Here is a 26606-nt window from a genome sequence, read left to right as displayed (position 1 = left end):
ACGTTATAAGTTTGCAGTGATGCAAGCACGCAGGATAGAGAAGACGTTTTATGAATGATGCGAATTTAATTGCGAACGAAGCCAAAAATATTGTGCAAGCGCATTTAGATCGTTTGGGCGAGCCTAAGGACAATAGCCTTAGCCCAGAAGTGAAACAAGAGAAGTTTGCGCAGATCGCAGCAGAGCTCAAAAAACGAGATGCTGTACTTGTGGCGCACTATTACTGTGATCCTGATGTGCAAGAGCTTGCAGAGCTTACGGGTGGTTGTGTTTCTGACTCATTAGAGATGGCACGTTTTGGCCGTGATCATGCTGCTTCAACCCTTGTGGTTGCTGGAGTAAAGTTTATGGGCGAAACTGCAAAAATTTTATCTCCTGAGAAAACAGTATTAATGCCGACATTAGAGGCAACCTGTTCTTTGGATTTAGGCTGTCCAGTCGATGAGTTCACAGCATTTTGTGATCAACATCCAGATCATACTGTTGTAGTTTATGCAAATACCTCTGCTGCTGTAAAAGCTCGTGCAGATTGGGTGGTTACATCTAGCTGTGCTGTAGAAATCATCGAGCATTTGGATAGCTTAGGTGAGAAAATTATTTGGGCACCAGATCAACACTTAGGTCGCTATATTCAAAAGAAAACTGGCGCTGAAATGTTGCTGTGGGATGGTGCTTGTATCGTGCATGAAGAATTCCGTGCCCGTGGTATCGCACAAATGAAGGCACTTTATCCAGATGCAGCAGTTTTGGTACATCCAGAGTCACCTGAATCTGTGGTTGATATTGCTGATGCGGTGGGAAGCACCTCGCAATTGATTAAAGCAGCACAGACCTTGCCGCATAAACAAATGATTGTTGCAACTGATCGTGGCATTTTCTACAAAATGCAGCAAGCAGCGCCTGATAAAGAATTATTTGAAGCTCCAACTGCAGGTGAGGGGGCAACCTGTCGTTCATGCGCACATTGTCCGTGGATGGCAATGAACGAACTCGATGGTATTTTGCATGTACTACAACATAGTGATCAAGAAATACACGTTGATCCTGCTTTAGCTGAGCGAGCTAAATTACCATTAGATCGAATGTTGAACTTTAGTGCTTCATTAAAGCGTTAAAAAACGCCAAGGTGTTTGTTAAATATACATTTGATAAGGATTTATTACATTTTTGAAAAATAGGTGTTGACGTTCTAGGGCGTCGCGCCTAGAATGCACACCGTACCGCACGATGTGCGATACAATAAAAGCTGAGAAAAATCGGAGCATAGCACAGCCTGGTAGTGCACCTGGTTTGGGACCAGGGGGTCGTAGGTTCGAATCCTACTGCTCCGACCATTTAAAATAATGTTGCAAAACATTGTTTTAAGATCGGCGAAGTATCGCTTGATATTAATATCATCGTTATGCGCCTGTAGCTCAGTTGGATAGAGCATCCGCCTTCTAAGCGGATGGTCACAGGTTCGAATCCTGTCAGGCGCGCCATTTGGTCGCTTGGTACATAGAACTAAATGTTGATGGTGGATGTAGCTCAGTTGGTAGAGCCCCGGATTGTGATTCCGGTTGTCGCGGGTTCGAATCCCGTCATTCACCCCACAAACGGAGCATAGCACAGCCTGGTAGTGCACCTGGTTTGGGACCAGGGGGTCGTAGGTTCGAATCCTACTGCTCCGACCATCATCTTAAAGATGAGATAAATTACCGCTAAGTTAGCGGTTTTTTTATGTCTAAATTTTAATATTCTCATAGCTATATTCATTTAAAAAGTTCTATTCATACTCTTTATTTTATCTAATTTTATATTAAGGATTACTAAGTTAAATATTTGAATGATTTAATAAAAAATTATGATTAAATTTTAATTTTTAGCTATTAAATATATTTCTATCAAAAATATAAGAAAAATAGGTCGTTTGCATTTCAGCGGTTTTAAGTGATAAGTATAGGAGTAGAAAACTTTAATAAAGATTCAAACAGTTGATTTAAGCAATAAAAAGAGAGGTCACGAATGCATAATATCAGCTATGTGTTGATTAGTATTTTAGGTGGTTTAATCGTTCCTCTACAATTGGCAATGGTGAGTGCCTTTCGTAATGCCAGTGGTGCTTCACAAATACAATCAACACTTGTGCTTTATGTGGGTGGAGCGGTGGCTTCATTGATCATTGCATTGATGATTGATGGAAGCATTAAGCCGCCTTTATATCAGCAAGCCTCTTGGTGGATGTGGTTGCCTGGTCTTTTAGGTTCACTTTATATTTTATGTATGTTTCTTGCTGCTCCTAAAATTGGTGCAACCAATACCTTACTCTGGGTGTTTCTAGGTCAGATGCTGTTTGCCACACTTGTCGAGAGTACAGGCTTTCTCGGGATGCAAGTAAAAAAAGTAGATGGTTTAAAACTATTGGGACTTATGTTTATTGTGATTGGCGGTTTAATCATGATTTATAACGAATATAGAAATATGAATGCTTAAGCGCATTTTGTTAAATTTTCTCCGTAATGAGAAGGTATTTATCGGCAATAAAACTAGATCGCTTTCGGGAAGTTAAGAAGAATCTTCACCAGTTCAGATTGTTTGTGTGTTGATGTTTTTCTATAAATTGACTGTATTTGCTTCTTGATAGTATCTGCACGCACTTTATTTTTTTGTGCAATTTCTTTGGTTGAAAAACCATCTAAGAGACTTAGTGCGACTTTACACTCGGCAGGTGTAAATTTGAACACAGAGCTTAATAGTTGAATATCTACAGAGATTGAATGTTCAGGATGAAATAAAGTGAGCATCACTAGAGGGCGGATACCAAAAGCTTTTAACTCTTGCTCAGTCGCAAGTAGGCTGGCAAAGATATACAGTGTTTCACCACTTTCTGACTGTATTTTTATCCCGCCGTCTTGAAGTAATTCATTATCAAATGTTTGTTGCCTAAAAAGTGCTTCGATTTCGCGGAGATTATCTTTTAATTGCTGTTGATAAGGTTGATCTAAGTAGATTTGATTATTCTGCAGTTGAATGAGATTGGTTTTTTCTAATAGTGTTGAAACCGCAGTATTGTAATGAACCACACCTCCAGATAAGTTAAGCAATACGATCGGCTGATGCAGCTTATTTATCAATGAATAACCCACAATACTATTGGTAGAAAATTTATATAGTTGGCGTTGAGTTTTGAGGACGCGTTCCAAATGCGGAAGCAAGCGATTTAAGAACTCAATTTTTTCATTTTGCAGGGGCTGTTGTTTTTCTGATGTATGAATAATGAAGGCAATACAAAGCTGCTCATCTAATACCAATGCTTTCACGGCAACATAGCGTAAATCAAAAGGCAGTAACACTTGCTGATATAGCTTGGACTGTTCAACAAAGGCATGATCAATATGGTGATGACATTGATACCATTTATGCTGATCTTCTAAGCTAAGTTGTAAGAAATATTCCCAGCGAGGATCTGAATCAACTGGATAATGTAAATAAGCAAGATCAGATGCTACACGGTCTACATCATTTAAGCGACCGCCACCTGCACTAAAGGAAATCGCTTGATTACAGACATCTAGCGCTTGAACTTGAATATAAGTCGCATCCAAAATCTGAGTTAAACGTTGTCCAAAATGAACCCAGTTCTCAGGTGTATCTAGAATTTTATAAATTAAATCAATTAATTCATCGTAGTACTGATTTAGAGTTGATTGAGACATCTTTCTTGCTGAATCTATACATGACTTAAATGTAACTGATATGTATCAAATTAACAATATTTAACAAAAGTGGATTTTTCACTAAAAATAATTGGATGGATCTTAATGCTATTAGAATAATTTACATTTTGTTGAGATGACCAAAACGATTTTCTATGTTTTGAAGAATCGTATTTAGATTTAATAAATGAAAGCATATAAAAGTTTTGGATATTTTTGTAGATTGATGAATTATGGCAAAGGGGATGCTGCATTTAGCTATTGAGATTTTGAGTTGCAAAAGCTAATTTTAATTATTTACATCTGTTAGACAGGCGATCGTTTGTTTATAAGATATCTTAGGCATAATGCTTTAACTTTTATAAAGAAAATAACAGGGAAAGAAATGACACAAACAGCATTTGATTTTGTAGTGATTGGTGGCGGCTCAGCTGGTTGTGTACTGGCTGGGCGATTGTCTGAAAACCCAAATGTTTCAGTTTGCCTTTTGGAAGCTGGTGGTGATGGAAATAGTTGGCTGGTAAATACACCTGCCGCTGCTGTCATTAGTATTCCAACAAAAATAAATAATTGGGCTTTAGAAACAATTCCGCAAAAAGGACTAAATGGACGTAAAGGATATCAACCACGAGGTAAATGTTTGGGGGGGAGTTCAGCCATCAATGCGATGGTCTATGTTCGTGGTCATCGTGATGATTATGATCATTGGGCAGCTTTAGGCAATACAGGATGGTCCTATGATGAAGTACTGCCTTATTTTAAAAAATCTGAGCATAATGAAAGAATTAAAAATGAATATCATGGACAACATGGCCCGTTAAATGTCAGTGAGCTACGTTCAGATAATCCATACCAAAAAACCTTTATTGAGGCCGCTAAGCAGGTGGGTTATCCATTGAATGATGACTTTAATGGTGCTGAGCAAGAAGGCTTAGGTGTTTATCAAGTTACTCAAAAGAATGGTGAGCGCTGGAGTACGGCACGAGGCTACTTAGTTCCACATCTCGGTAAACGCCCAAATTTACATATTGTGACTCAAGCAAGCGTTTCAAAGATTGTGATTGAAAATGGTCGTGCTGTTGGTGTTGCATATAAACACAAAGGGCAAAGTTTAACGATTCAGGTAAATAAAGAAGTTTTATTATCTGCTGGTGCTTTTCAGTCACCGCAAATATTAATGCTTTCAGGTATTGGACCACGCCAAGAATTAGAAAAACACGGGATTCCTGTTGTTAAAGATTTAGCGGGTGTTGGTGAAAACTTGCATGACCATCCTGATTTTATTTTCGCGTATAAAACTAAGCAAATGGATGGAACCTTTGGGGTTTCGGTTGGAGGTAGCATCGATTTAGTGAAGCAAATAGGGCGTTATCGTAAAGAGCGCCGTGGATTGATCACGACCAATTATGCAGAATGCGGTGGTTTCTTAAAAAGCCGCCCTGAGCTAGATAAGCCAAATTTACAATTACACTTTGTGATTGCGGTGGTGGATAATCATGCGCGAACCATGCATACAGGGCATGGGATTTCATGCCATGTGTGTTTGTTGAATCCGCGTGCGCGGGGTTCAGTCAAACTCAGTGGTAAAAATGTCGATGATCCATTGTTGATTGACTTTAAATTCTTAGAGGATGAACAAGATCTTCAGGATATGGTTGATGGTTATAAAGTCACGCAAAAGTTAATGAATGCACCTGCTTTAAGTGAAAAAATTAAAGAAGATATGTTTACAGCCAATGTGCAGTCTGATGATGAAATTCGTGAGATTTTACGCCAACGTGTTGACACGGTGTATCACCCAGTCGGCAGTTGTAAAATGGGCGTGGATGATATGGCCGTGGTTGATCCTGAACTGAAAGTGTATGGTGTCCAAGGTTTGCGTGTGGTTGATGCGTCGATTATGCCAACTGTCGTAAATGGTAATACCAATGCGCCAACGGTGATGATTGCTGAAAAAGCGGTGGATTTGATTCGTCAAACTTGGAAGTAAACTATAATTTACTGGAGCTAAGGTAGAAATATCTTAGCTTTTTTCATTTTCAGTGTTGCTGCGAGGCGTTTCCAGCATACGCGGAAAAGTGAAGTTATAATCTTGTAGTGCATAGCGAAACAATTGAGCAGGGCGCTTGCCGACAATTTTTTGCTGTCCTGTTTCTTCAACTGCACCTGCTTCCTGCATACGCCGTCTAAATGATTTTTTTTCTAAGCTATGCCCTAAAATAATTTCATAGATTGTTTGTAATTCGGTCAAGGTAAATAATTCAGGCATGAGACTCGCAGGGAGCGCGGTATAGCGAGTTTTATTGCACAAGCGATCAAATGCTAATTTTAGTAATTTCTGATGGTCAAAGGCTAAATTAAGTTGCAAGGCTTCTGCTATAGAAATCCATTTACTTATTTCAGTAGTTGAAGTCTTTTGAATTTTAAATTGATTAAAATCAATCAGTGCAAAATAAAGTGATGTAATCGACCAACCGCGTGGATCACGATGTTGATTGCCAATGGTTTCGACTTGTTCTAGGTAAGGGGAGTGAATCCCTGTTTTTTCAAACAGTTTGCGGTGCGCCGTTGCCATTAAATCTGGATCGTTTTTTAAATCGACAAAGCCACCCGGTAATGCCCATTTGCCTTTTTCGGGAAAGTTAGAGCGCTGAATCATTAAGACCTGTAATTGACCTTTTGCCACAGAAAAAATTGCCATATCGACCGTAAACAGTGGGGTGTTGTAATCTGTTTTTTGATAGCGGGCAAGGTATTCCTGTTCGGAAGTATGGATAGTTTCCTTACTCATAGAAATATAAAGAAATCGGAATAAAGTAATATCATAGCGGAGTCTTATTGGGTTCTCATCATATTTTAGGATAAGCCACTGCGTCTTGCACTTCTCTAAAGCTTTAATCGCTTTAGTTTGTTCAGACTCGACCTACTTTTGTTTTGGCAAAAGTAGGCAAAACCATTGTCATCCGCAAAACCTGTTCACCACTTGCATCTATTTAATTCTAGTAAAGAGAATCGTGCAGATATTCTTTTAATACCATGCAGGTTGCGGATGACTTTTCCGAGTATCTAATCAATGGATGTGTTTTAATCTTAAAGAGTTTTGCTTAGACCAATCTCTCCCGAATTTGATCAAGCGAGCATTCTCTTAACAGTTGACCATTTTCAAATACTGTTTGCAGTGCACCCATATTCTCCTGTTCAAAGCTTTGTTGATCAAATAACTCAAAGCCATTATTAGTTTGTTCAACCCTTAATAAACCTTTGGCTGATTTTTTAACGCCTGAGTCGGTCACTGGGTCTTTAAATAGTTCGCGACCAACGCCGTTGACTTGACCCCAAGTGGCTTTTACGGCAAAACCAAAGGTGTCACGAGTTAAATAGTTGTAGGTATAGCTACCGATACCAAAGACTAGATTATTAGAAGCAAAGCCTTTGGCTTCTAAACCTTTTAGGATATTTTGGGCACGTTCTAGAGTAATCGAGTCACCATAGATTAAACCAACACGTTCGTTGAGTACTTTATAGCCTTGAGTTGTTTCTGTGCCGCCAAAAATTTCCCATAAACATTGCACTGCACCTTTATAAGCGGGGCTATCTAGCTCTGCATCAGGATCACCACAGATAATTTTTACGGGATCACCAGAGTCAGGGCGAAACACCACTTTGGCAAGCCCGAGGGCATTGGGTTGGCGATTTAGAATCTCTGCTTTTAATTCCATGCTAAACTCAGTAATCACACGCCAAAAATCCCAAGTATCTGAAACGATACTGACCACGCCACTAGGATAGAGTTCACAGATCAGACGTCTAAAGGTCTCGATTTCACTTTCTTCACTACCCATACACATCACACTGTGTTCTGTTGCAGGTACTGAAACGCCTACGACACCAGTGGCGTTGTAATATTCTTCTGCATAGTCAATCGAAGCGACTGAATCGGTACCGATAAAACTGGTCAAGTGCCCCACGCCTGATTGGGCTGCATCATAGATCCCACTCATCCCACGGCTACTAAAATCATGGCCTTGGACTGGAACAAAGTCTAAAGGTGCACCTGTTTTTTCTGCATATTGGATCAACAAGCGTTTGTATTCATAAGCAATTGTTGCAGTGGTGCAACTTTTCCATAATTCGGCACTGAGCACAGTTTCAATATAGTTGGTTAACCAAAAGAAATTTGGATCCGTATTGATAATGGTCAATACGGGCACTTTGATATTGACTCGGCTACCTTCTGGTAAGGCTTTAATCTTTAATGGTAAATAACCAAGATCGTGCAACGCTTCGATGTGTTCGATAGGCACAGCACCTTCACCTAGAGAATTGTCCATACGGCGTTTATAGGCCGCGACTACTTTAGCTTTAGGCTGATTAAAGAAGCCTTCATTCCAAGTTTCAATCAAAAAGTGTTTGATAAAGCCTTGCAGACCAAAGAACACAATCTTGTCATCAAAGTCAGGCAGCATTTTGGCTAAACGTGATGAACGCGGGGTAAAGTTGGCATAGACGTATTCAGTTCCCACTGGATACTGACGACGGTGGTCGGCTTTATAGAAATCAATTGCATTGAGTGGGTTAATTTTAATACTCATTTTTATCTGCCTCTTGCTTTAATCTTAATTTTGAAAATTGATGATGTTGAGTTTGCTTGCTTCTGATTGTGGTAGGCTATTGCTGGTAAAGATCTGATCGACCAAGCCATCAAATACCGCGAGACCTTTGCTAAAAATGCCATGCGTGACATACAAAATAATGTTTTGGCAGTTTAGGCTGCGTAGTTGTTTGGCAATACCAATAAAGGTTGCACCACCATCGCAAATATCATCTGTGATCACGGCTGTTTTTCCTGTCAAATCAGGGCTATCCACCGCCGTTGTTCTAATTTTGCCAGTACTTGGATCGCGTTTCTTTTCACAGTGAATCACGTCAATGGCCTGTTGGCGTTGCGGATTAATGCCGTTTGCAATCGCTTGAGTGCGTTGTGTTGCACCTGCATCAGGACAGATTAATACCGTATTGTCAGCGCTTAAAATCTGCATCAATGCTGGGCTTTGCTGGATAATTTCAATCGGTTCAATATTGATTACTTGTTGGAAGCTGGTATTTCTGCGTAACAGCTCAATCGTTACTGGGCTATGACAATCCCACACCACAATTTTCTGACGTTGCCCTGCAAATTTTTCGCTATTGCTATTCAATAACTTGGTCATTAAATCCAGTGAGAAGGCTTGACCCTGTGCACAGACACGGTCTTGACGTGCATAGGGAAAATAAGGGATTTCCACTGAAAGGTGAGTGCTTTGTTGCAGTAACACATTTTCCAGTAATAGATAATCCATCACATCTGTACTGTTATGCAGTGAAGCTTTGATTTGAGTGTTAGCCTGTAATTGATTTAGTAATTCAGGCTGTAGTTGAATATGACGTTCACCACCTGAAAACTGCAAAAACTCGATGGGAACATTCGCTTGAGCTGTCATAAGTTGGATTGTCATTTTTAATTTCTCTTTTATAGTGGCTTAAAGCCAGTAAATGTATAGTGGCATAGTGACACTATAAATGCAAGGTTTAAATTTGATTGTTTTAATAAAAATAGAGAAGTTATTTAGAAAACTAGATTTATCTACTTGAAGTTAATAGAAAAATAATTTTTAAGTACTTTTAATTAGCCAAGCTACCCTAAAATTAATTATTTGCTGACTTAATTGCTGCGATATATAGATATTTAGGTCATAGTTTTTGACAATTATCCTTGTCAGGATTGAGTGATGTATTGTTTGCTTGCCTTTGTAATAGGTCAAAGTGCTACAGTTGAACAATGGGAATAAAACAAAAAAGGAAAGCATCCTATGAAATCTCTAGTTTGTCATAATGCACAGCTACAACTTGAAGATTCACTTGAACTCATTCCGACGAAAGGACAGGTATTACTCGAGGTAGTACGTTGTGGTATCTGTGGTTCAGATTTACACATGCAACATCACTGTGATCATATGCATGATTTGGCAGCACGTGTGGGTTTCGATGGGGTTGCGAAATCCTCGGATAAATTGGTTTTCGGGCATGAGTTCTGCGGTAAAGTCTTGGATTATGGTCCAAAAACACGCCGTAAATTAAAAGCAGATACTTTAGTTTGTGCAATGCCACTCTTAAATGTTGATTCACAAGGTTATATGCCTACAGGACTTTCAGCGAGTGCATCAGGCGGATATGCAGAACAAGTCTTGGTTCAATCGAGTTTGATGTTTGAAGTTCCAAATGGTTTAGATGCCGATAGTGCAGCGTTGACTGAGCCAATGGCTGTTGCTTTGCACGCGGTACGTCGTAGTCGAATCAAGAAAAATGAGCCTGCAATCGTCATTGGCTGTGGCCCTGTTGGTTTGGGTGTGATTATTATGCTCAAAGCAGCGGGCGTTAAAACTGTCGTTGCTAGCGATTTTTCACCGAATCGACGTCGTTTGGCTGAACAGTGTGGCGCAGATATCTTGATTGACCCTAAACAACAATCTCCATTTAGCAGTTGGAAAGAGCTTGGCTTATTGGGTAACGTCTCTGAAGCAATCAATATGGGGATGGGAATTTTTGATAAAGTTCAGACCTACTCATTACCTTGGGTCAATGCGATGCGTGTGGGTGATAAGCTCGGTTTATTACCGAAACGCCCTGTAATTTTTGAGTGTGTTGGTGTGGCTGGCATCATGCAGCAAATTTTAGAAGGTGCGCCATTGTTCTCACGTATTGTCGGCGTTGGTGTCTGTATGCAAAGCGATAAAATCGAACCTGCATTAGCAATCAACAAAGAGTTGGAAATCCAATATGTACTGGGCTATACACCGCTTGAGTTTCGTGACACGCTACATATGATTGCGGAAGGTAAAGTCGATTGCTCGCCACTGATTACAGGTGTCGTTGGCTTAGAAGGGGTCGAAAATGCTTTTGATGCTTTACGTGATCCTGAACAACACGCAAAAATTTTGATTGATCCTAAAAAATTAGGCTCAGATATTCAGTTGATTTAATTTTAAGTTTGAATCATAAAAAAGCTGCGATAATGCAGCTTTTTTATTACCAAGATTAAAAGCTCTTGGTGAGAGAGAAGGTCACAGTTGAATCAATAGGATCAGATACTTTTGCGTTTGGATTACCATTGCTGTATTGCTTGTAATAATCGTCTTTATCCCATGCTTTGCTGTAGATCAGACTTGCTGCAAGATTGTAAGGTAACTCTTTATTCACAGAGAAACTTGCATCCTGAAAGTTTGCATCAGAGAATTTTTTAATTCTTTGATTGCCGTAGTGGGCATCGACAGACCAGCCTTGTGTAATCGGTTGATGCCAATTCACATCTAAATAACCTGAACCACGTGAATGCTTATTGTTACCTACACCTAGGGTGTCTGAGTTATTGCCGAAATAGTCTTGGGTATAAGTCACTGCATATCGAACGGTTAGCGGCCCATAAGTAACTTCTGGGATAATTTCACCATAGTTAAAGCTTGTATGACCTGTATCAGCGGTCGTTTCAGCACCCGGATAATAATAGTAAGCAACTTTGGTACCTACAGTTAAATCACCAAAGCTACGGCTATAACCTGTATAAACATCCCATTCGACTGATGCATCGCGGATAAAATGGTCACTTACAGTGGATGCCCATGTTCCCGCATAAAAACCGCTATCATGGTTATAGTCTAAGCCACCTTGGATCGCTGGTTTGCCCCAAGTTTGTTGGAAGCCGCGCGAAACATATTGGCTGGCAACAGTAACATTGGCGCTGAAAGGAGATGCTGTTTCAGCTGCGAGGTCTGTTGCATTTGCTGTGTTGAAACATAACCCTAAAGGTAGAGCGAGTAAAAGTTTTTTCATTTCCTTCCCCTTAAGTTTTCAGCACTCCGCATCATGCGAAGTGCTGATCAAAATAATTTGTTTTAATAAAATGGACGTACTGGCGGTTGTCGAACAGGTGCTGTTCCAGCCTTGTAATAACCTGCTTGTGAACGTGGTAATTTTTGCCCGCGAATTTGATCCGCAATTTTTTCTGCCATCATAATCGTGGTGGCATTTAAGTTACCTGTGATAATGATCGGCATGATTGACGCATCGATCACACGTAGGCCTTGCACGCCATGCACACGACCTTGCCCATCGACGACAGCCATATCATCTTCACCCATTTTGCAACTACATGATGGGTGGTATGCAGTTTCAGCATGTTCACGTACAAATGAATCCAGTTCAGCATCAGTTTTTAACTGCATGCTTGGGCTAATTTCCTCGCCACGATAAGGATCGAGCGCAGGTTGATGCATGATTTCACGCGTGATACGAATGCCATCGCGGAATTCGCGCCAGTCTTGTTCCGTTGACATGTAATTGAACAAGATGCTTGGATGCTCAAATGGATCTTTGGATTTGAGTTTGATCCGACCACGAGAAGGTGAGCGCATTGAACCAACATGGGCTTGGAAGCCATGTTCATTCACAGCATTACTACCGTTGTAGTTAATCGCAACGGGTAAGAAGTGATATTGAATATTTGGCCATTCAAACTCATCAGATGAACGAATGAATCCACCTGCTTCAAATTGATTGCTTGCGCCAATCCCTTTGCCAAGGAATAACCACTCCGCACCAATTGCAGGTTGGTTATACCATTTCAAAGCAGGGTAGAGTGAGACGGGCTTTTTACATTTGTACTGAAGATACATTTCCAAATGATCTTGCAGATTCTCACCTACACCTGGTAAGTCTTGTACTACCTCAATGTCCATTGATTTGAGGAAGGTACTTTGTCCAACACCTGAGCGTTGTAAAATTTGTGGTGATGCGATTGCACCTGCACAGAGTAAGACTTCACGCTTTGCATGCGCTTGTTTCATATTGGCTTGATCTGAACCAATAATATATTCAACACCAACAGCTTGCTTATTGCTAAACAAGATTTTATTGGTCATAGCATGTGTGACGATGGTGAGGTTTGGACGACCTTTTGCCATATCCAAATAACCACGAGCAGTACTTGAACGGCGCCCTTGCGGTGTCACTGTGCGATCCATTGGACCGAAACCTTCTTGCTGATAACCGTTTAAATCATCTGTGCGTGGATAGCCTGCTTGTACGCCTGCTTCGACCATTGCATTAAATAGTACATTATTGCCTTGTTTGGGTGTTGCGACTGAAACAGGGCCTTCACCGCCGTGATAATCGTTCGCGCCAATGTCGCGTGTTTCTGCTTTTCTGTAATAAGGTAAACAGTCTGCATAAGCCCAATCTTCAAGCCCTTTATGGGTTGACCATTGGTCTAAATCCATCGCATTACCACGGATATAGCACATGCCATTGATCAGTGATGAACCACCTAAACCTTTACCACGACCGCATTCCATACGGCGATTATTCATATGTGGTTCAGGGTCAGTCAAATATGCCCAATTGTAGCGACGACCTTGTAATGGAAAAGCCAATGCAGCGGGCATTTGCGTACGGAAATCAAGGCGATAATCTGGGCCGCCAGCTTCTAATAATAAAACCGAAACATCTGAATCTTCAGTTAAACGTGCAGCGAGGACATTACCCGCAGAACCTGCACCAATAATAATATAATCGTATTCTTGCTTATTCATAATCTGCCTTTATTTGTTGCAAGATCAACTGAATGTTTGAGATTCAGTTGATCAAGATAAGATAAAGCGCAATGCTTTTAGAAAATGCTTTGGTAATCACCAAGCTCAACTTGAACGGATTTGATGCGTGTGTAATGAGAGAGTGTAGAAATACCATTTTCACGGCCTACACCTGATTGTTTATAACCACCTACTGGCATCTCAGCAGGGGATTCGCCCCATGTATTGATCCAACAAATACCAGCTTCGATTTGATGAATAATACGATGTGCTTTGTTGATGTCTGGTGTCACCACACCAGCAGCTAAACCAAAAGTCGTGTTATTGGCACGACGAATCACTTCATCTTCAGTTTGATAACTTAGGATACTCATCACAGGGCCAAAGATTTCGTCCTGTACAATGCGCATGTCATCAGTACAATCTGTAAATACCGTTGGTAACACATATGCACCTTCGGCCAATTCACCAGATGCTCTATCACCGCCGATCAGCAGTTTTGCACCTTGTTGTTTGCCTGCATTGATGTAGGAAAGAACCTTTTCCATATGAGGGAAACTGGTCAGTGGGCCGAAATTAGTATCTGCGTTCATTGGATTGCCGATACGGATACGTTGCACACGTTCCAAAATCGCAGCTTCAAATGCAGCTTTCAAAGTTGCTGGGACAAAGACGCGCGTGCCATTAGTACAGACTTGACCTGAACTAAAGAAGTTTGCCATCACGGCAATATCAGCGGCTTTGTTGATATCCGCATCTTCACAAATGATCAAGGGCGATTTACCACCAAGTTCCATGGTCACTTCTTTTAGGCTTGAAGCGGCAGCACTTGCCATCACTTTTTTGCCTGTTTCAACGCCACCGGTAAAGGAGATTTTTTCAATCACAGGATGTTCTGTGAGCCATTGACCGATGTCACGACCAACGCCTTGCACGACGTTAAACACACCATTTGGTACGCCTGCTTCGGTATAAATTTCTGCAAGTTTGTATGCAGTTAAAGGCGTGATTTCACTTGGTTTGAAAATCATGGCATTGCCTGCTGCAAGCGCAGGAGCTGATTTCCATAAAGCGATTTGGATTGGATAGTTCCAAGCGCCGATACCTGCCACGACACCTAAAGGTTCACGGCGGGTGTAGAAAAAGCTTGTTTCACGCAGGGGAACTTGCTCACCTTGAATCGCTGTCGCCAAACCTGCGTAATATTCAAGAACATCTGCACCTGTCACGATATCAACAGTAGAGGTTTCGCTAAGAGCTTTACCTGTATCTAAAGTTTCAAGTTCAGCGAGCTCATCATTACGTTCACGTAAAATATCAACTGCGCGGCGTAAAATACGTGAGCGTTCCATGGCAGTCATTGCTGCCCAGACTTTTTGACCGTCTTGAGCGCTTTGAACTGCTTTTTCAATGTCTTGTTGAGAGGCTTGTTGAATTGTGGCAATGACTTTGCCATTGGCAGGGTTGATGCTGTCAAAGCTCACACCACTGGTGGCATTGACGTATTGACCGTGGATATACAATGGATGAATCTGCACATCATTCATTTTGTCTCTCCTGTAATTTTGGTTTTGCAAGTTCAAGTTGCGTATCTAAATAATCATATGCAATGCTTCGCGCAGCCTGACGATCAAATCCGTCATCTTCAATTAGACCACCACGTAACCATAATCCATCAATCAGTGCAGCAAGACCGCTTGCCGCAATATTTGCTCTGTCTTCTGGCATCAATTGCAGGAATTGGTGCTTCAGATTTGAATACAAACGTCGATCATTAATCCGTTGTAAACGAGCAAGTTCTGGAATATGCATACTGGCTGACCAAAAATCTAACCAAACGCGCATTGCGATTTTGTTGACCTGACTAATGTCAAAGTTTGAGTCAATAATTGCCTTAATCTGGTTTTCTGGCTGTGAATCTATTGTGGCAGCCTTGTATTGCAGAGAAATAAGATGCAAGCGCTTCAACATTTCTCTCATACAGTTGTTGATCAAGCCCTGTTTGTCACCAAAATAGTGACTCACGATGCCTGTCGAAACTTGGGCTTTTTTGGCAATTTGAGCGATGGTAGTTTGCGATAAACCGACCTCATAAATCACTTCAAATGCAGCGTTTACGATTTCTTCACGCCGCTCATGCTCTGGTTTAACTCTGCGTTTAGTCATGTGTATATGCCATAAATGCCTATAAAAATTAAGGCGTTATATAAAACACTGGATGCACAAAAATTATAACACAATATAATGATACTTTTTATTGATTGAACGTTCAATCAATAAAAAGTATCATATTTGCAACAGGGTCGTTTTACACAACTCTTAAAGGTATCATCGGAGATACCTGTTAAGGTGTCAGAATTGTAGGTTTAATTGATTGAATTTTGTGTTCGGATCAATGGTCTGATCATCAAAGGGAAATCATTTTTTACAATACTGTTGATTACAAAAATACAGCTTCACTCGCGATAGGTTGTTCGCTAAATGACTGTTCGCTGCTGTGCCTTCTCGTTGTTTTCGTCAATAAATCGTGGTTGAGTTATTGAGAAAAACAACATTTTTATAATTTAATTTTACTTGAGGATTGTATGGTAACAGATAATCCAAGAGCAGTTGATGACTCATCTATTCAAACAAAAGATCAGTTAAATCGTGTGGTCTTTTATGTTTCAGCGCTCATTATTTTAATATTTTCACTCACTACGATTTTATTCAATGACTTCGCCAATCACTTGTTAAATGTGATGCTCGCTTGGGTTAGTGATAAGTTTAGTTGGTACTATTTATTAGCTGCTACGCTTTACTTAATCTTCGTCGTCTTTATCGCTTGCTCTCGTTATGGCGATATCAAATTAGGGCCAAAACATTCCAAACCTGAATTTAGTTTGCTGAGTTGGTCGGCGATGCTATTCGCCGCAGGGATTGGTACAGACTTAATGTTCTTCTCGGTGGCTGAACCACTGTCGCATTATATGAATCCACCTGTGGGTGAGGGGCAAACCTATGAAGCTGCTCGTCAGGGGATGGTTTGGACATTATTTCACTATGGTTTAACGGGTTGGGGGATGTATGCCTTAGTCGGAATGGCTTTAGGTTATTTCAGCTATCGTTACAATCTGCCGTTGACGATTCGCTCAGCGCTTTACCCAATCTTTGGTAAAAAGATTGATGGTCCGATTGGTCATACCGTAGATACAGCCGCAGTGATTGGTACGATTTTTGGTATTGCCACAACTTGTGGTATTGCTGTTGTACAAATTAACTATGGTTTGCATGTTCTATTCAATACGCCTGAAAGTTTATGGGTGCAGTCAGGTCTGATCTTGGTTGCGGTCATCGTGACGATTATCTCGGTCACGGCAGGGGTCAACAAGGGCATTAAAGTCTTATCGGAAATCAACATTTATGCCGCTATTGGTTTGATGTTGTTTATTTTATTACTCGGTAATACTGAATTTTTACTCAATGCCTTAGTTCAGAACTTTGGTGACTATATCAGTCGATTCCCAAGTTTGGCTTTAGAAAGTTTTGCTTTCCAGCAACCGAAAGAGTGGATGAGTAGTTGGACACTATTCTTCTGGGCTTGGTGGGTTGCATGGTCTCCATTTGTCGGTCTATTCCTTGCGCGGATTTCTAAAGGTCGTACCATTCGTGAGTTTGTGTGTGGGACATTGATTATCCCGTTATTATTCACAATTACATGGTTATCTATTTTCGGTAATAGTGCGTTATATAACGTTATTTTTGACGGCAATACCGCATTGGCACAAACCGTATTGACTGATCCTGCACATGGTTTCTATGATTTACTTGCACAGTATCCGTGGTTCCCGTTTGTTGCTGGTGTCGCGACAATTACAGGCTTACTGTTTTATGTGACATCAGCCGATTCTGGCGCACTGGTATTGGGTAATTTCACCACTAAATTCTCCAATGTTGATAACGATGCGCCACGTTGGTTACGCGTATTCTGGGCAGTTGCGATTGGTTTATTAACCCTTGCGATGTTGATGGCAAATGGTATTACTGCCTTACAAAGTGCCACCGTGATTATGGGCTTGCCATTTAGCTTTGTGATGCTGTTGGTAATGGCTGGATTGTATAAGTCATTACGCCTTGAGGATTATCGTAAAGCCAGCCGAAGCCTGAACGCCGCGCCTGTTGTGGGGAACGTCGATATTCTAAATTGGAAGCAACGTTTGTCACGAGTGATGCATCATCCAGGAAGTAGTGAAACGAAACGGATGTTGGATAACGTCTGTGCGCCAGCTGTGAAGACTGTTGCGGATGAATTGATTAAGCGTGGAATGAATGTCGAAGTTACACAAGGCGAGCTTGAAGATAGCGATATGCTCTATCATCTTGATTTAACAATCAATATCGAAGAAGAACATAACTTTGTCTATCAAATTTGGCCTGTACGTTATATTGCGCCTACATTTAGTGAGCGTGGTAAACGTGGTAAGCAACATTATTATCGTTTGGAAACCTTCTTATACGAAGGCTCTCAAGATAACGATTTAGTTGGTTACACCAAAGAACAAGTGATCAATGACATTCTCGATAAGTATGAACGCCATATGACTTTCTTGCATATCAACCGCATTAGTCCGGGAAATCGTCCGTTGTATCCTGATTCTCAGGATTAACAAATAAAAACCTCACTGCAATGTGAGGTTTTTTTATCGCTTATGGATTATAAAGCGCCGTACTGCTGCCATGTTTCGCCAGTATTGTAATGTGAATAATGAGTTTTGAGCTCATGTAGAGACTGGCTTTGATAAAGCGCAAAGATGATCATAATTAAAAATAGGCTAACTAACTTAATTAGACGTTTATGTTTATAATTGCCTGAATATAAATAAAAAATACAGTAAAATGCCAAGATCAAATAAGTACAAAACAATGAGTTGAAGATCAAATAAATCAGTAGTGCTGCGGTTAAAACAAAAGCAGTTCGATTTTTCAAAACACTAGGACGTAAACTCAAAATAGTCAGTGCCAATAAGCCGAATGCAGTCCAAAATAAATAGCCATTGCCACCGATAATGACGATATAGGTTGCTTGTGCCCACAATAAGATGAGCCATACAAAGACAGAAAAAATAATAAATTTAGACGAGCCTAAAGAAGCGGGCAAAGTGTGTTTCATATTGAATTAAATTTTAAAATAGCCAATAAGGTGAAATTTAAAAACGAAAATTAAATAAAGCTTTGGTTTTACTTTTCACGAGAAAAACACAGACCAAAGAAAGTGAACCACCAATTAACATTGCAGGAATCACGCTAAAAAGACGTGCCATCACGCTCGACTGAACAGCACCCAGCTCGTTGCTAGAGGTGACGAAGATACCGTTAATGGCAGCTACACGACCAAGCATGTCTTTGGGTGGGATAAGTTGCAGTATCGTTTGACGAATGACAATGTTGATGCTGTCACAAGCTCCCATAATAATGAGAACTACAGCAGAAAAATAGAGGTGTCTAGTAACAGCAAATAACAGCGTACATAAAGAGAAGCCCGTAATTGCAATTAGCATGGTATGCCAAGGCTGATACTGAGGAGGAAAGCGTACTAAAAGTGCCATCATCACCAGACTACCAACGGCAGGAGCTGCACGTAACACACCAAAACCATCTGCGCCGATATGTAAAATATCTTGAGCAAAAATAGGCAATAGGGTGATGATTCCCGCAAAAAATACGGAACTTAAATCGAGGAACATCACCCAAAAGATAATTTTTGTTTTAAAAATAAATTGTAGTGCTTCTTTCAGACTGTTGGAGATTGATTCAGTTTTGAGTTGAGGAAAGTCTCTCGGCTGCATACCCCACAGGGAAATACTTCCAGCAGTAAATAAACTGCAAATCACAGCAAAGGTAATGTTCAAGCTGAGATGCGCCAGTAGCAATCCACCGAGTACGGGTGCAAGAATGCCGCTTGCTTGCCAGCACATGCTAGTCCATGTTGCTGCATTGGTATAAAGATGTTCTGGAACGATAAAAGGTCGTAAAGAGTTAAAACAAGGGCTGTAAATCCCTCGAATACAACCAAATAAAAATAAGATTGAAAAAGTTGTAATCAATAGAACATTTGAGCTGATGTGCTGTGTTTGGAATAAATAAAAGCTGAGCCAAAGCGCGAGTGATAGTGGAATCGAAAGACTAAAACTGATTTGTAGGATACGTTGGCGATTAAAACGATCAGCAATATAGCCGCCCCACAATGATAGAGCTAGAAAGGGCAGAAAATCCATGAACCCGACTAGACCAAGCATCAGTGGATTTTTGGTGATTTGATATAAATGAAATGCCACAAGAACTTCTTGGATCAGCACTGCAAAAGTGAGACAGCATTGGTTTAGCGTCAATAACCTAAAGTCGCGACTAATAAATGCAGCAAAAGCAGACTGAGCAGAAGTAGGAGACATGATCAAAAAAAATTAAGCGATAAAAGAACAAAAAGGGAAGAGTCGAAACTCATCCCTTTTTAAGTTGGATTATGAGAGGTTTATTGAGCTACAGCTTCTGCTTTAGCTGCCTTGTTCGTAGGAGTTAAATTTGCAGGAGTTGTATAGTTCAAACCTAAAGTAGAACTGGTGTAATGACGGATTTGATCAAGTAATGCTGGATTCGCAGAAAGATCTTGACCATAAGAACGCACGATTTCATGCAACTTCTTATTCCATTCACCATTCGCTTTTTCTGGGAACGCTTGTTCAATCAAGTTCAACATGATGTATGGTGAAGTTGAAGCACCAGGAGAAGCACCAAGCAATGCAGTTACAGACTTATCTTGCGATGCGAAGATTTCTGTACCAAATTGCAATTTAGCTGGTTTACCCGGTTCTTTCTTGATGATCTGAACACGCTGACCACCTTGCTGTAAGTGCCAATCTTTAGGGTCTGCTTCAGGGTAGTATTTTCTTAACTCATTGAAGCGATCTTCATCAGACATTAACACTTGGCTTACGAGATACTGAACAAGATCAGCATTTTGTAGACCAATTGCAGCCATTGGTAAGACGTTGTTTTTGTTGGTAGATACAAGCAAATCTAACTGTGAACCATGTTTAAGGAACTTGTTTGAATACGTTGCAAATGGTCCAAACAACACATATTTTTTACCGTCGATATAACGGGTATCAATATGTGGAACAGACATTGGAGGCGCACCAAGATCAGCACGGCCATACACTTTTGCTGTATGTTTTGCTGTGATCGCTGGATTGTCAGTTACAAGGAATTCACCACCAACAGGGAAGCCTGCATATTGTTTCGCTTCAGGTAAGCCTGTCATTTGCAATAATTTAATGGCTGCACCACCTGCACCAATAAATACAAAGCGTGTTTTCACATGGTTGACTTCGCCAGACTTCAAATCTTTAAAAGCGACAGACCAAGTGTTGTCATCATTTTTGCTGATGCCAGTCACTTCAGTAGAAGTTCTGAGTTTAAAGTTTGGACTTTTCTCAAGGTGATTTACCAATTGAGTTGTGATCGCACCGTAGTTTACGTCAGAACCGACATCCATACGTGTTGCTGCAATCTTCTGTTGAGGATCACGACCATCCATCACCAATGGAGCCCATTGCTTAATTTCAGATGCATCTTCGCTAATCTTCATTCCAGCAAATAGAGGATCTTGAATCATGGCTGCATAGCGCTTTTCCATGAAATCTACATTGTCACCCCAAACGAACGCGATGTGCGGTACTGGGTTGATGAATGTGTTTGGTGTATTTAAAACACCTTGTTTAACTTGATATGACCAGAATTGCTTGGCAATTTCGAATTGACCTGCAACTTTCACTGCTTTAGAAATGTCCATTTTACCGTCTTTTTCAGAGGTATAGTTCATTTCCATAAAGCCTGAGTGACCTGTTCCCGCATTGTTGAAACCATTTGAACTTTCTTGAGCAACTGCATCAAGACGCTCATACATGCGGATATTCCAGTCAGGTTGTAATTCGTTGAGATAAGTACCAAGTGTGGCACTCATGATGCCGCCGCCGATGAGTACAACATCAACAACAGGTTCATCGCTTTTAGTTTTTATTGCCTTAGACGTAATTGGTCTAAAAAGAAAGGCAATAGCAATAACTATCAGTACTAAGAGTAGTACCAATAAGTACTTCCAAAATTTTTTCATTCAATTTACCTTAAAAATTAAATGACTCCCTATATGGATGATATAGAGAGAAGAGATTTAAATGATGAGTGAGCGCAAAGGCACATCAGAATAGGGGATTGCCCGTGCTGATGTTAGAGAAAATAGTTTGTGAATTTTACTTTAAAATAGGCAGTGTTTTTGTTTACCAAATGTTTAAAAATGTATATTTCAAGATGGGTTGATTGGGAGGTTCAATACATTATTGTTAATACTGCATTAATTGAAATAAAAATAGATCATTTGATGAATATATCTTATGTATTTTTTAATTCATTTAATTGTGAAAATTAAAAGCTGCCCTGAGGCAGCTTTTATAATGTAATTTTAAGCTATAGCTTACCAGCTTAAAGCACCACCAGTTTGGTAGTCTGTTACGCGCGTCTCGAAGAAATTCTTCTCTTTACGCAAGTCCATCATCTCAGACATCCATGCAAATGGGTTTGTTACACCAGCAAATTGCTCTGGTAAACCAAGCTGAGACAAACGACGGTTACAGATGAACTTTAAGTATTCTTCCATCATGCTTGCATTCATACCCAATACGCCACGCGGCATTGTATCGCGTGCATATTCGATCTCAAGCATTGTACCTTCAAGAATCATTTGAATCACTTCTTGTTGGAAAGTCGCTGTCCACAAGTGAGGGTTCTCGATCTTGATCTGGTTGATCATGTCGATACCAAAGTTCAAGTGCATAGACTCATCACGCAAGATGTATTGGAATTGCTCAGCAACACCATTCATCTTGTTACGACGACCCATACTCAAGATTTGAGTAAAACCACAGTAGAAGAAGATCCCTTCAAGTACACAATAGAACGCGATCAAGTTACGAAGTAAAATTTGATCGTTCTCAGGCGTGCCTGTATGGAAAGTTGGATCACTCAAAGACTGTGTATATTTCAAGCCCCAAGCTGCTTTACGCGCAACAGATGGAACTTCACGATACATGTTGAAGACTTCGCCTTCGTCCATACCTAAAGATTCGATACAGTATTGGTAAGCATGTGTGTGAATTGCTTCTTCAAATGCTTGACGCAAGATGTACTGACGACATTCAGGATTCGTAATATGACGGTAAATCGCCAATACCAAGTTGTTTGCAACTAACGAGTCCGCAGTCGAGAAGAAACCTAAAGAACGCATGATGATTGTACGCTCATCTTCGGTTAAGCCATTTTCAGACTTCCAAAGCGCGATATCGTGGTTCATGTTGACTTCTTGTGGCATCCAGTGGTTTGCACATCCGTCTAGGTATTTCTGCCAAGCCCACTCGTATTTAAATGGAACAAGTTGGTTCAAGTCCGCACGACAGTTGATCATTGCTTTATCATCAACTTGAACGCGCTGTGCACCCATTTCGAGTTCTTCTAAACCAGGTGCAACATCTAAATGTTCTAAGGCTTCAGATGCTCGAGCCAACGAATTGGTTGGATTTGTTGATCGCACGGAATCGGTTCCAGCGGGTTGTGCAGCTGCCACACGCGGCGATGATGGCTCTGCATCAGATACCACCTGCGTATTAACCGTTTTTTGCGAGTCGAGGGACGTAGACTTGTGTTCAGGTGTAGTCGGTTTTTGCGAATCATCTTCAAAATCGTCCCAACTTAGGATAGACATTTTTCGTTCTCTCTTCGTTGTGTATAGCCGTTAGACATCACTAAACAACGATGTCTTAAAATATACGCTTATTTTGTGTAAGCAAAATTAAGTTTTATTGATATTTATTTCAAAGGCGAATTCACGCCAACATCCCTAAGACTTATTTTGCTTACGCTGTTGTTTACGAATGGCTAAAAATGCATAGACCATCGGTACATAAAAGAAAATAAAAGCAAAGATTAAAACCGCAAGTCCTAACATATAGTTATGGCTGATATGCAACATAATCTTTGCCTCTACTTCAATATTTTAACGCTCTCGAATTTCCTTTAAACAAAGCAGATTTTTATTTCCGCATTTGCTTCGAGGAACTCCCCTCCGTTGAGGAGGGGTTAAGCGAGTCTTACTGACAAGCCTCACAATCTGGATTGTCGATTGAACATGCCATTGGTACTGGAGCCGCTGTAGTAAAACCATCTTCTTCAGCTTGAACTTCTGGTTTTTTGTCTTCAACTGCTTGAGCTGCAACCACAGGTGCTTCAACAGATGCTGGTTTAACAGCATTTAATGCACCCGTATTGATTGTTGATTTCTCAGCAGATGTCGCACCCAAAGCTCGGAGGTAGTAAGTCGTTTTAAGACCACGTAACCATGCCATCTTATACGTGATGTCAAGTTTCTTACCATTTGCACCAGCGATGTAAAGGTTAAGCGACTGTGCTTGGTCGATCCACTTCTGACGACGTGAAGCAGCATCTACGATCCAACGCGTATCCACTTCAAACGCAGTTGCAAAGATTGCTTTTAATTCTTCAGGAATACGCGCGATCTTTTGTACTGAGCCTTCGAAGTGTTTTAGGTCATTCACCATCACTGTGTCCCAAAGACCACGTTCTTTTAATGCACGAACAAGGTAAGGGTTGATCACAGTGAACTCACCAGAAAGGTTCGATTTCACATATAAGTTTTGGAATGTTGGCTCAATAGATTGAGACACACCACAAATGTTTGAAATAGTTGCAGTCGGTGCAATCGCCATCACATTTGAGTTACGCATACCATCTTTTTGAACTTTAGAACGTAAGCTGTCCCAATCCAAACGTTGTGTACGGTCAACTTCAAACATGCGCTCTGGACGAGATTTTGCAACAAGCTCTAAAGAGTCGATTGGAAGAATCCCTTGATCCCACAATGAACCTTTGAATGTTGAATAAGAACCACGTTCGATCGCAAGGTTACTTGAAGTTTCGATTGCGTAATAGCTGATTACTTCCATCGATTCGTCAGCGAAATCAACAGCTGCATCTGAACCATAAGCGATGCCCATTTCATAAAGTGCATCTTGGAAGCCCATGATACCCATACCCACTGGGCGGTGTTTCATGTTTGAGTTCTTCGCTTGTGGCACAGCATAGTAGTTAATGTCGATGACGTTATCGAGCATACGTACTGCTGTTTTAATCGTGCGAGCTAATTTCTCACGATCTAACACACCACCTTGAACGTGTTGTACAAGGTTGATCGAACCTAAGTTACATACCGCGATTTCATCTTGGTTTGTATTTAAAGTGATTTCTGTACACAAGTTCGATGAGTGAACTACACCAACGTGTTGTTGTGGTGAACGCAAGTTACATACGTCTTTGAATGTGATCCATGGATGACCTGTTTCAAACAACATTGAAAGCATTTTGCGCCATAAATCTTTTGCACGTACTTTCTTGTGTAGCATGTTTTGTTCTTTTGCTACAGCTTCATAGTGTGCATAGCGCTCAGCAAACTCAGCACCAGTTAGATCGTGTAGATCAGGTACTTCTGAAGGTGTGAAGAGAGTCCACTCAGCATCTTCAAACACACGTTGCATGAATAAGTCTGGAACCCAGTTTGCAGTATTCATATCGTGTGTACGACGACGGTCATCACCCGTGTTTTTACGTAGCTCTAGGAATTCTTCAACGTCTAAGTGCCAAGTTTCTAAGTATGCACATACTGCACCTTTACGCTTACCACCTTGGTTTACCGCAACAGCAGTATCATTGGCAACTTTAAGGAATGGAACAACACCTTGAGACTTGCCGTTTGTGCCTTTGATATAAGAGTTCAACGCACGAACAGGTGTCCAGTCATTTCCTAAACCGCCTGCCCATTTTGATAACATTGCGTTATCACGCATTGCACCGTAAATGTCATACAGGTCATCACCAATAGTTGTTAAGTAACAGCTTGATAATTGTGGGCGTAATGTACCTGAGTTAAACAGGGTAGGCGTAGAAGCCATATAGTCGAAGCTAGACAATAAGTCATAGAATTCGATTGCACGGTCTTCTTTATTTTCTTCATTAAGCGCAAGGCCCATTGAGACACGCATAAAGAATAATTGTGGTAACTCAAAACGCACGCCATTTGAATGGATGAAGTAACGGTCAAATAAAGTTTGTAGACCTAAATAGGTAAACTGGTTTGAGCGTTCTGGTTTGATCGCAGCAGCTAATTTAGCAAGGTCGAAATTCAGCAAATCTTCTGAAAGTAAATCAAGCTCGATACCTTTCTTTAAGAAAGTTTCTAAAGCATTGCCTTCAAGTGTATCTGAAGGTAGACCCAAGAATTCAAGACCTGTGCTCACCAATTCATTTGATAATAAACGTGCAGTCACATAAGTATAGTTTGGCTCTTGTTCGATACGCGTACGGGTCGCCATCATCATGGTCGTCGCGATATCGCTTTCTTTTACGCCGTTATATAAGTTTTTAACGGTCTCATCAACGATCGCTTGAACATCTATCCCTTCCAAACCTTCACTTGCAGTCTGGATGGTTGCAGTCAACGCATCAAGATCTAATGGCTGGAGCTGGCCATTGCTGTCAGTGATTTGTAATGTTGGATGGTGGTTTGCGCCTGCTTGCTGACGAGCAGATGCACGTTGTTCACGATAAATGACGTACGCACGAGCAACTTTCTGTTCACCAGTACGCATCAGCGCTAACTCAACTTGGTCTTGAATTTCTTCAATATGAATCGTACCGCCAGAAGGTAAACGGCGGTTGAATGTATTCATAACCATCTCTGTGAGTTGAGAGATACGGTCATGGATACGACTAGAGTCAGTACCTTGTTGACCTTCAACGGCTAAAAATGCTTTCCCAATCGCAACAGAAATTTTCTCGGCATTAAATGTCGCAATCTCACCGGTGCGCTTAATGACCTGAAGTTGGCCAGGAGTAGAAGTGATGATGCTCATGTCAGCATAGCTCCATTATCATCTATTTTTATGTTCATGGACCGTTTGAATCGAGCAAAAAGTATGCCACGATGTTTGAGGGATAAACACAATACTTAGTGGTTAAAGTTTATTTTCAACACAAGATACGGGATTTTTGGCAGCAGATCAATCCTTGACATTTTGGTAAATTTTTTTTCATGTCTTAACTGCTGAATTCACAGGCACATAGCATATCAAAGCAGTTAAAAAAGGCTTATAGATAACTCTGTGGATAACTCAAAAAACAAACACTTAAA

Annotated in this window: 19 protein-coding genes and 4 tRNA genes; 9 read left to right on the top strand and 14 right to left on the bottom strand. The window is 40.7% G+C overall.

Annotation, left to right across the window (positions count from 1 at the left end):
- Positions 1-50: 50 nt before the first annotated feature.
- The 6 genes from nadA to IO68_RS23175 all read left to right on the top strand — a co-directional run bounded on the left by nadA (position 51) and on the right by IO68_RS23175 (position 2472).
- Positions 51-1115: a quinolinate synthase NadA gene (gene nadA / locus IO68_RS23200; RefSeq protein WP_023013092.1), complete on the top strand. Its 1065-nt coding sequence runs from the start codon at positions 51-53 to the stop codon at positions 1113-1115.
- Positions 1116-1257: 142 nt separating this feature from the next.
- A tRNA-Pro gene (locus IO68_RS23195) sits at positions 1258-1334 on the top strand.
- Between the two features lie 70 nt (positions 1335-1404).
- Positions 1405-1481: transfer RNA gene (locus IO68_RS23190), tRNA-Arg, on the top strand.
- A gap of 35 nt (positions 1482-1516) precedes the next feature.
- Positions 1517-1592, top strand: a tRNA-His gene (locus IO68_RS23185).
- A 4-nt stretch (positions 1593-1596) separates the two neighbouring features.
- A tRNA-Pro gene (locus IO68_RS23180) sits at positions 1597-1673 on the top strand.
- A gap of 331 nt (positions 1674-2004) precedes the next feature.
- A complete protein-coding gene (locus tag IO68_RS23175) occupies positions 2005-2472 on the top strand; it encodes a DMT family transporter (protein WP_023013091.1) in 468 nt (155 codons plus the stop codon).
- 53 nt (positions 2473-2525) lie between these two features.
- Here IO68_RS23175 and IO68_RS23170 read toward each other — a convergent pair whose 3' ends face one another.
- Complete coding sequence (locus IO68_RS23170) at positions 2526-3695, bottom strand: helix-turn-helix transcriptional regulator (protein ID WP_023013090.1); 1170 nt, start codon at positions 3693-3695, stop codon at positions 2526-2528.
- Between the two features lie 385 nt (positions 3696-4080).
- Between IO68_RS23170 and IO68_RS23165 the strand changes: the two genes are divergently transcribed.
- On the top strand, positions 4081-5685 hold the full coding sequence (locus tag IO68_RS23165) for a GMC family oxidoreductase (protein ID WP_023013089.1): 1605 nt from the start codon (positions 4081-4083) through the stop codon (positions 5683-5685).
- A 33-nt stretch (positions 5686-5718) separates the two neighbouring features.
- Here IO68_RS23165 and IO68_RS23160 read toward each other — a convergent pair whose 3' ends face one another.
- The 3 genes from IO68_RS23160 to IO68_RS23150 all read right to left on the bottom strand — a co-directional run bounded on the left by IO68_RS23160 (position 5719) and on the right by IO68_RS23150 (position 9190).
- On the bottom strand, positions 5719-6486 hold the full coding sequence (locus IO68_RS23160; RefSeq protein ID WP_023013088.1) for an NUDIX hydrolase: 768 nt from the start codon (positions 6484-6486) through the stop codon (positions 5719-5721).
- A gap of 313 nt (positions 6487-6799) precedes the next feature.
- Positions 6800-8287 carry a nicotinate phosphoribosyltransferase gene (locus IO68_RS23155; protein WP_023013087.1) on the bottom strand — a complete coding sequence of 496 codons (1488 nt, stop codon included), beginning with the start codon at positions 8285-8287 and terminating at the stop codon, positions 6800-6802.
- A gap of 24 nt (positions 8288-8311) precedes the next feature.
- Positions 8312-9190, bottom strand: a complete 879-nt coding sequence (locus tag IO68_RS23150) for a phosphoribosyltransferase family protein (RefSeq protein ID WP_023013086.1) — start codon at positions 9188-9190, stop codon at positions 8312-8314.
- A 354-nt stretch (positions 9191-9544) separates the two neighbouring features.
- On the opposite strand from IO68_RS23150, the gene IO68_RS23145 reads away from it, so the two are divergent.
- Positions 9545-10714, top strand: a complete 1170-nt coding sequence (locus IO68_RS23145) for a zinc-binding dehydrogenase (RefSeq protein ID WP_023013085.1) — start codon at positions 9545-9547, stop codon at positions 10712-10714.
- 55 nt (positions 10715-10769) lie between these two features.
- Here IO68_RS23145 and IO68_RS23140 read toward each other — a convergent pair whose 3' ends face one another.
- The 4 genes from IO68_RS23140 to betI form a co-directional block, all read right to left on the bottom strand.
- Entirely contained in the window at positions 10770-11561 is a 792-nt protein-coding gene (locus IO68_RS23140) for a TorF family putative porin (RefSeq protein ID WP_023013084.1), read from the bottom strand.
- A gap of 62 nt (positions 11562-11623) precedes the next feature.
- Positions 11624-13318 (bottom strand): choline dehydrogenase, encoded by a 1695-nt coding sequence (gene betA / locus IO68_RS23135; RefSeq protein ID WP_004881366.1) that lies wholly within the window; start codon positions 13316-13318, stop codon positions 11624-11626.
- A gap of 77 nt (positions 13319-13395) precedes the next feature.
- On the bottom strand, positions 13396-14865 hold the full coding sequence (gene betB / locus IO68_RS23130) for a betaine-aldehyde dehydrogenase (protein WP_023013083.1): 1470 nt from the start codon (positions 14863-14865) through the stop codon (positions 13396-13398).
- Positions 14858-15484 (bottom strand): transcriptional regulator BetI, encoded by a 627-nt coding sequence (gene betI, locus IO68_RS23125; RefSeq protein ID WP_007480908.1) that lies wholly within the window; start codon positions 15482-15484, stop codon positions 14858-14860. Before betI ends, betB begins: the two co-directional genes overlap by 8 nt.
- Before the next feature lie 419 nt (positions 15485-15903).
- On the opposite strand from betI, the gene IO68_RS23120 reads away from it, so the two are divergent.
- Positions 15904-17964, top strand: coding sequence for a choline transporter (locus tag IO68_RS23120; protein WP_023013082.1), 2061 nt, complete (start codon positions 15904-15906; stop codon positions 17962-17964).
- A gap of 47 nt (positions 17965-18011) precedes the next feature.
- On the opposite strand, the gene IO68_RS23115 is transcribed toward IO68_RS23120, so the two are convergent.
- The 6 genes from IO68_RS23115 to IO68_RS23095 form a co-directional block, all read right to left on the bottom strand.
- The gene (locus IO68_RS23115; protein ID WP_007480911.1) at positions 18012-18467 is read right to left on the bottom strand and encodes a hypothetical protein; all 456 of its coding nucleotides are present in this window, start codon (positions 18465-18467) and stop codon (positions 18012-18014) included.
- Positions 18468-18504: 37 nt separating this feature from the next.
- Positions 18505-19746: an MFS transporter gene (locus tag IO68_RS23110; protein ID WP_023013080.1), complete on the bottom strand. Its 1242-nt coding sequence runs from the start codon at positions 19744-19746 to the stop codon at positions 18505-18507.
- An 80-nt stretch (positions 19747-19826) separates the two neighbouring features.
- Positions 19827-21467, bottom strand: a complete 1641-nt coding sequence (gene mqo, locus IO68_RS23105; RefSeq protein WP_023013079.1) for a malate dehydrogenase (quinone) — start codon at positions 21465-21467, stop codon at positions 19827-19829.
- A gap of 357 nt (positions 21468-21824) precedes the next feature.
- Positions 21825-23108, bottom strand: a complete 1284-nt coding sequence (locus tag IO68_RS23100; RefSeq protein ID WP_004881351.1) for a ribonucleotide-diphosphate reductase subunit beta — start codon at positions 23106-23108, stop codon at positions 21825-21827.
- Positions 23109-23243: 135 nt separating this feature from the next.
- Positions 23244-23378: a preprotein translocase subunit YajC gene (locus tag IO68_RS33560; protein ID WP_167317666.1), complete on the bottom strand. Its 135-nt coding sequence runs from the start codon at positions 23376-23378 to the stop codon at positions 23244-23246.
- A gap of 115 nt (positions 23379-23493) precedes the next feature.
- On the bottom strand, positions 23494-26328 hold the full coding sequence (locus tag IO68_RS23095; RefSeq protein ID WP_004881344.1) for a ribonucleoside-diphosphate reductase subunit alpha: 2835 nt from the start codon (positions 26326-26328) through the stop codon (positions 23494-23496).
- Positions 26329-26606 lie beyond the last annotated feature (278 nt).

The organism is Acinetobacter sp. COS3 (assembly GCF_000475335.1).
GTDB classification, from domain to species: Bacteria; Pseudomonadota; Gammaproteobacteria; order Pseudomonadales; family Moraxellaceae; genus Acinetobacter; species Acinetobacter venetianus.
This window is presented reverse-complemented; position numbering and strand designations above follow the sequence as displayed.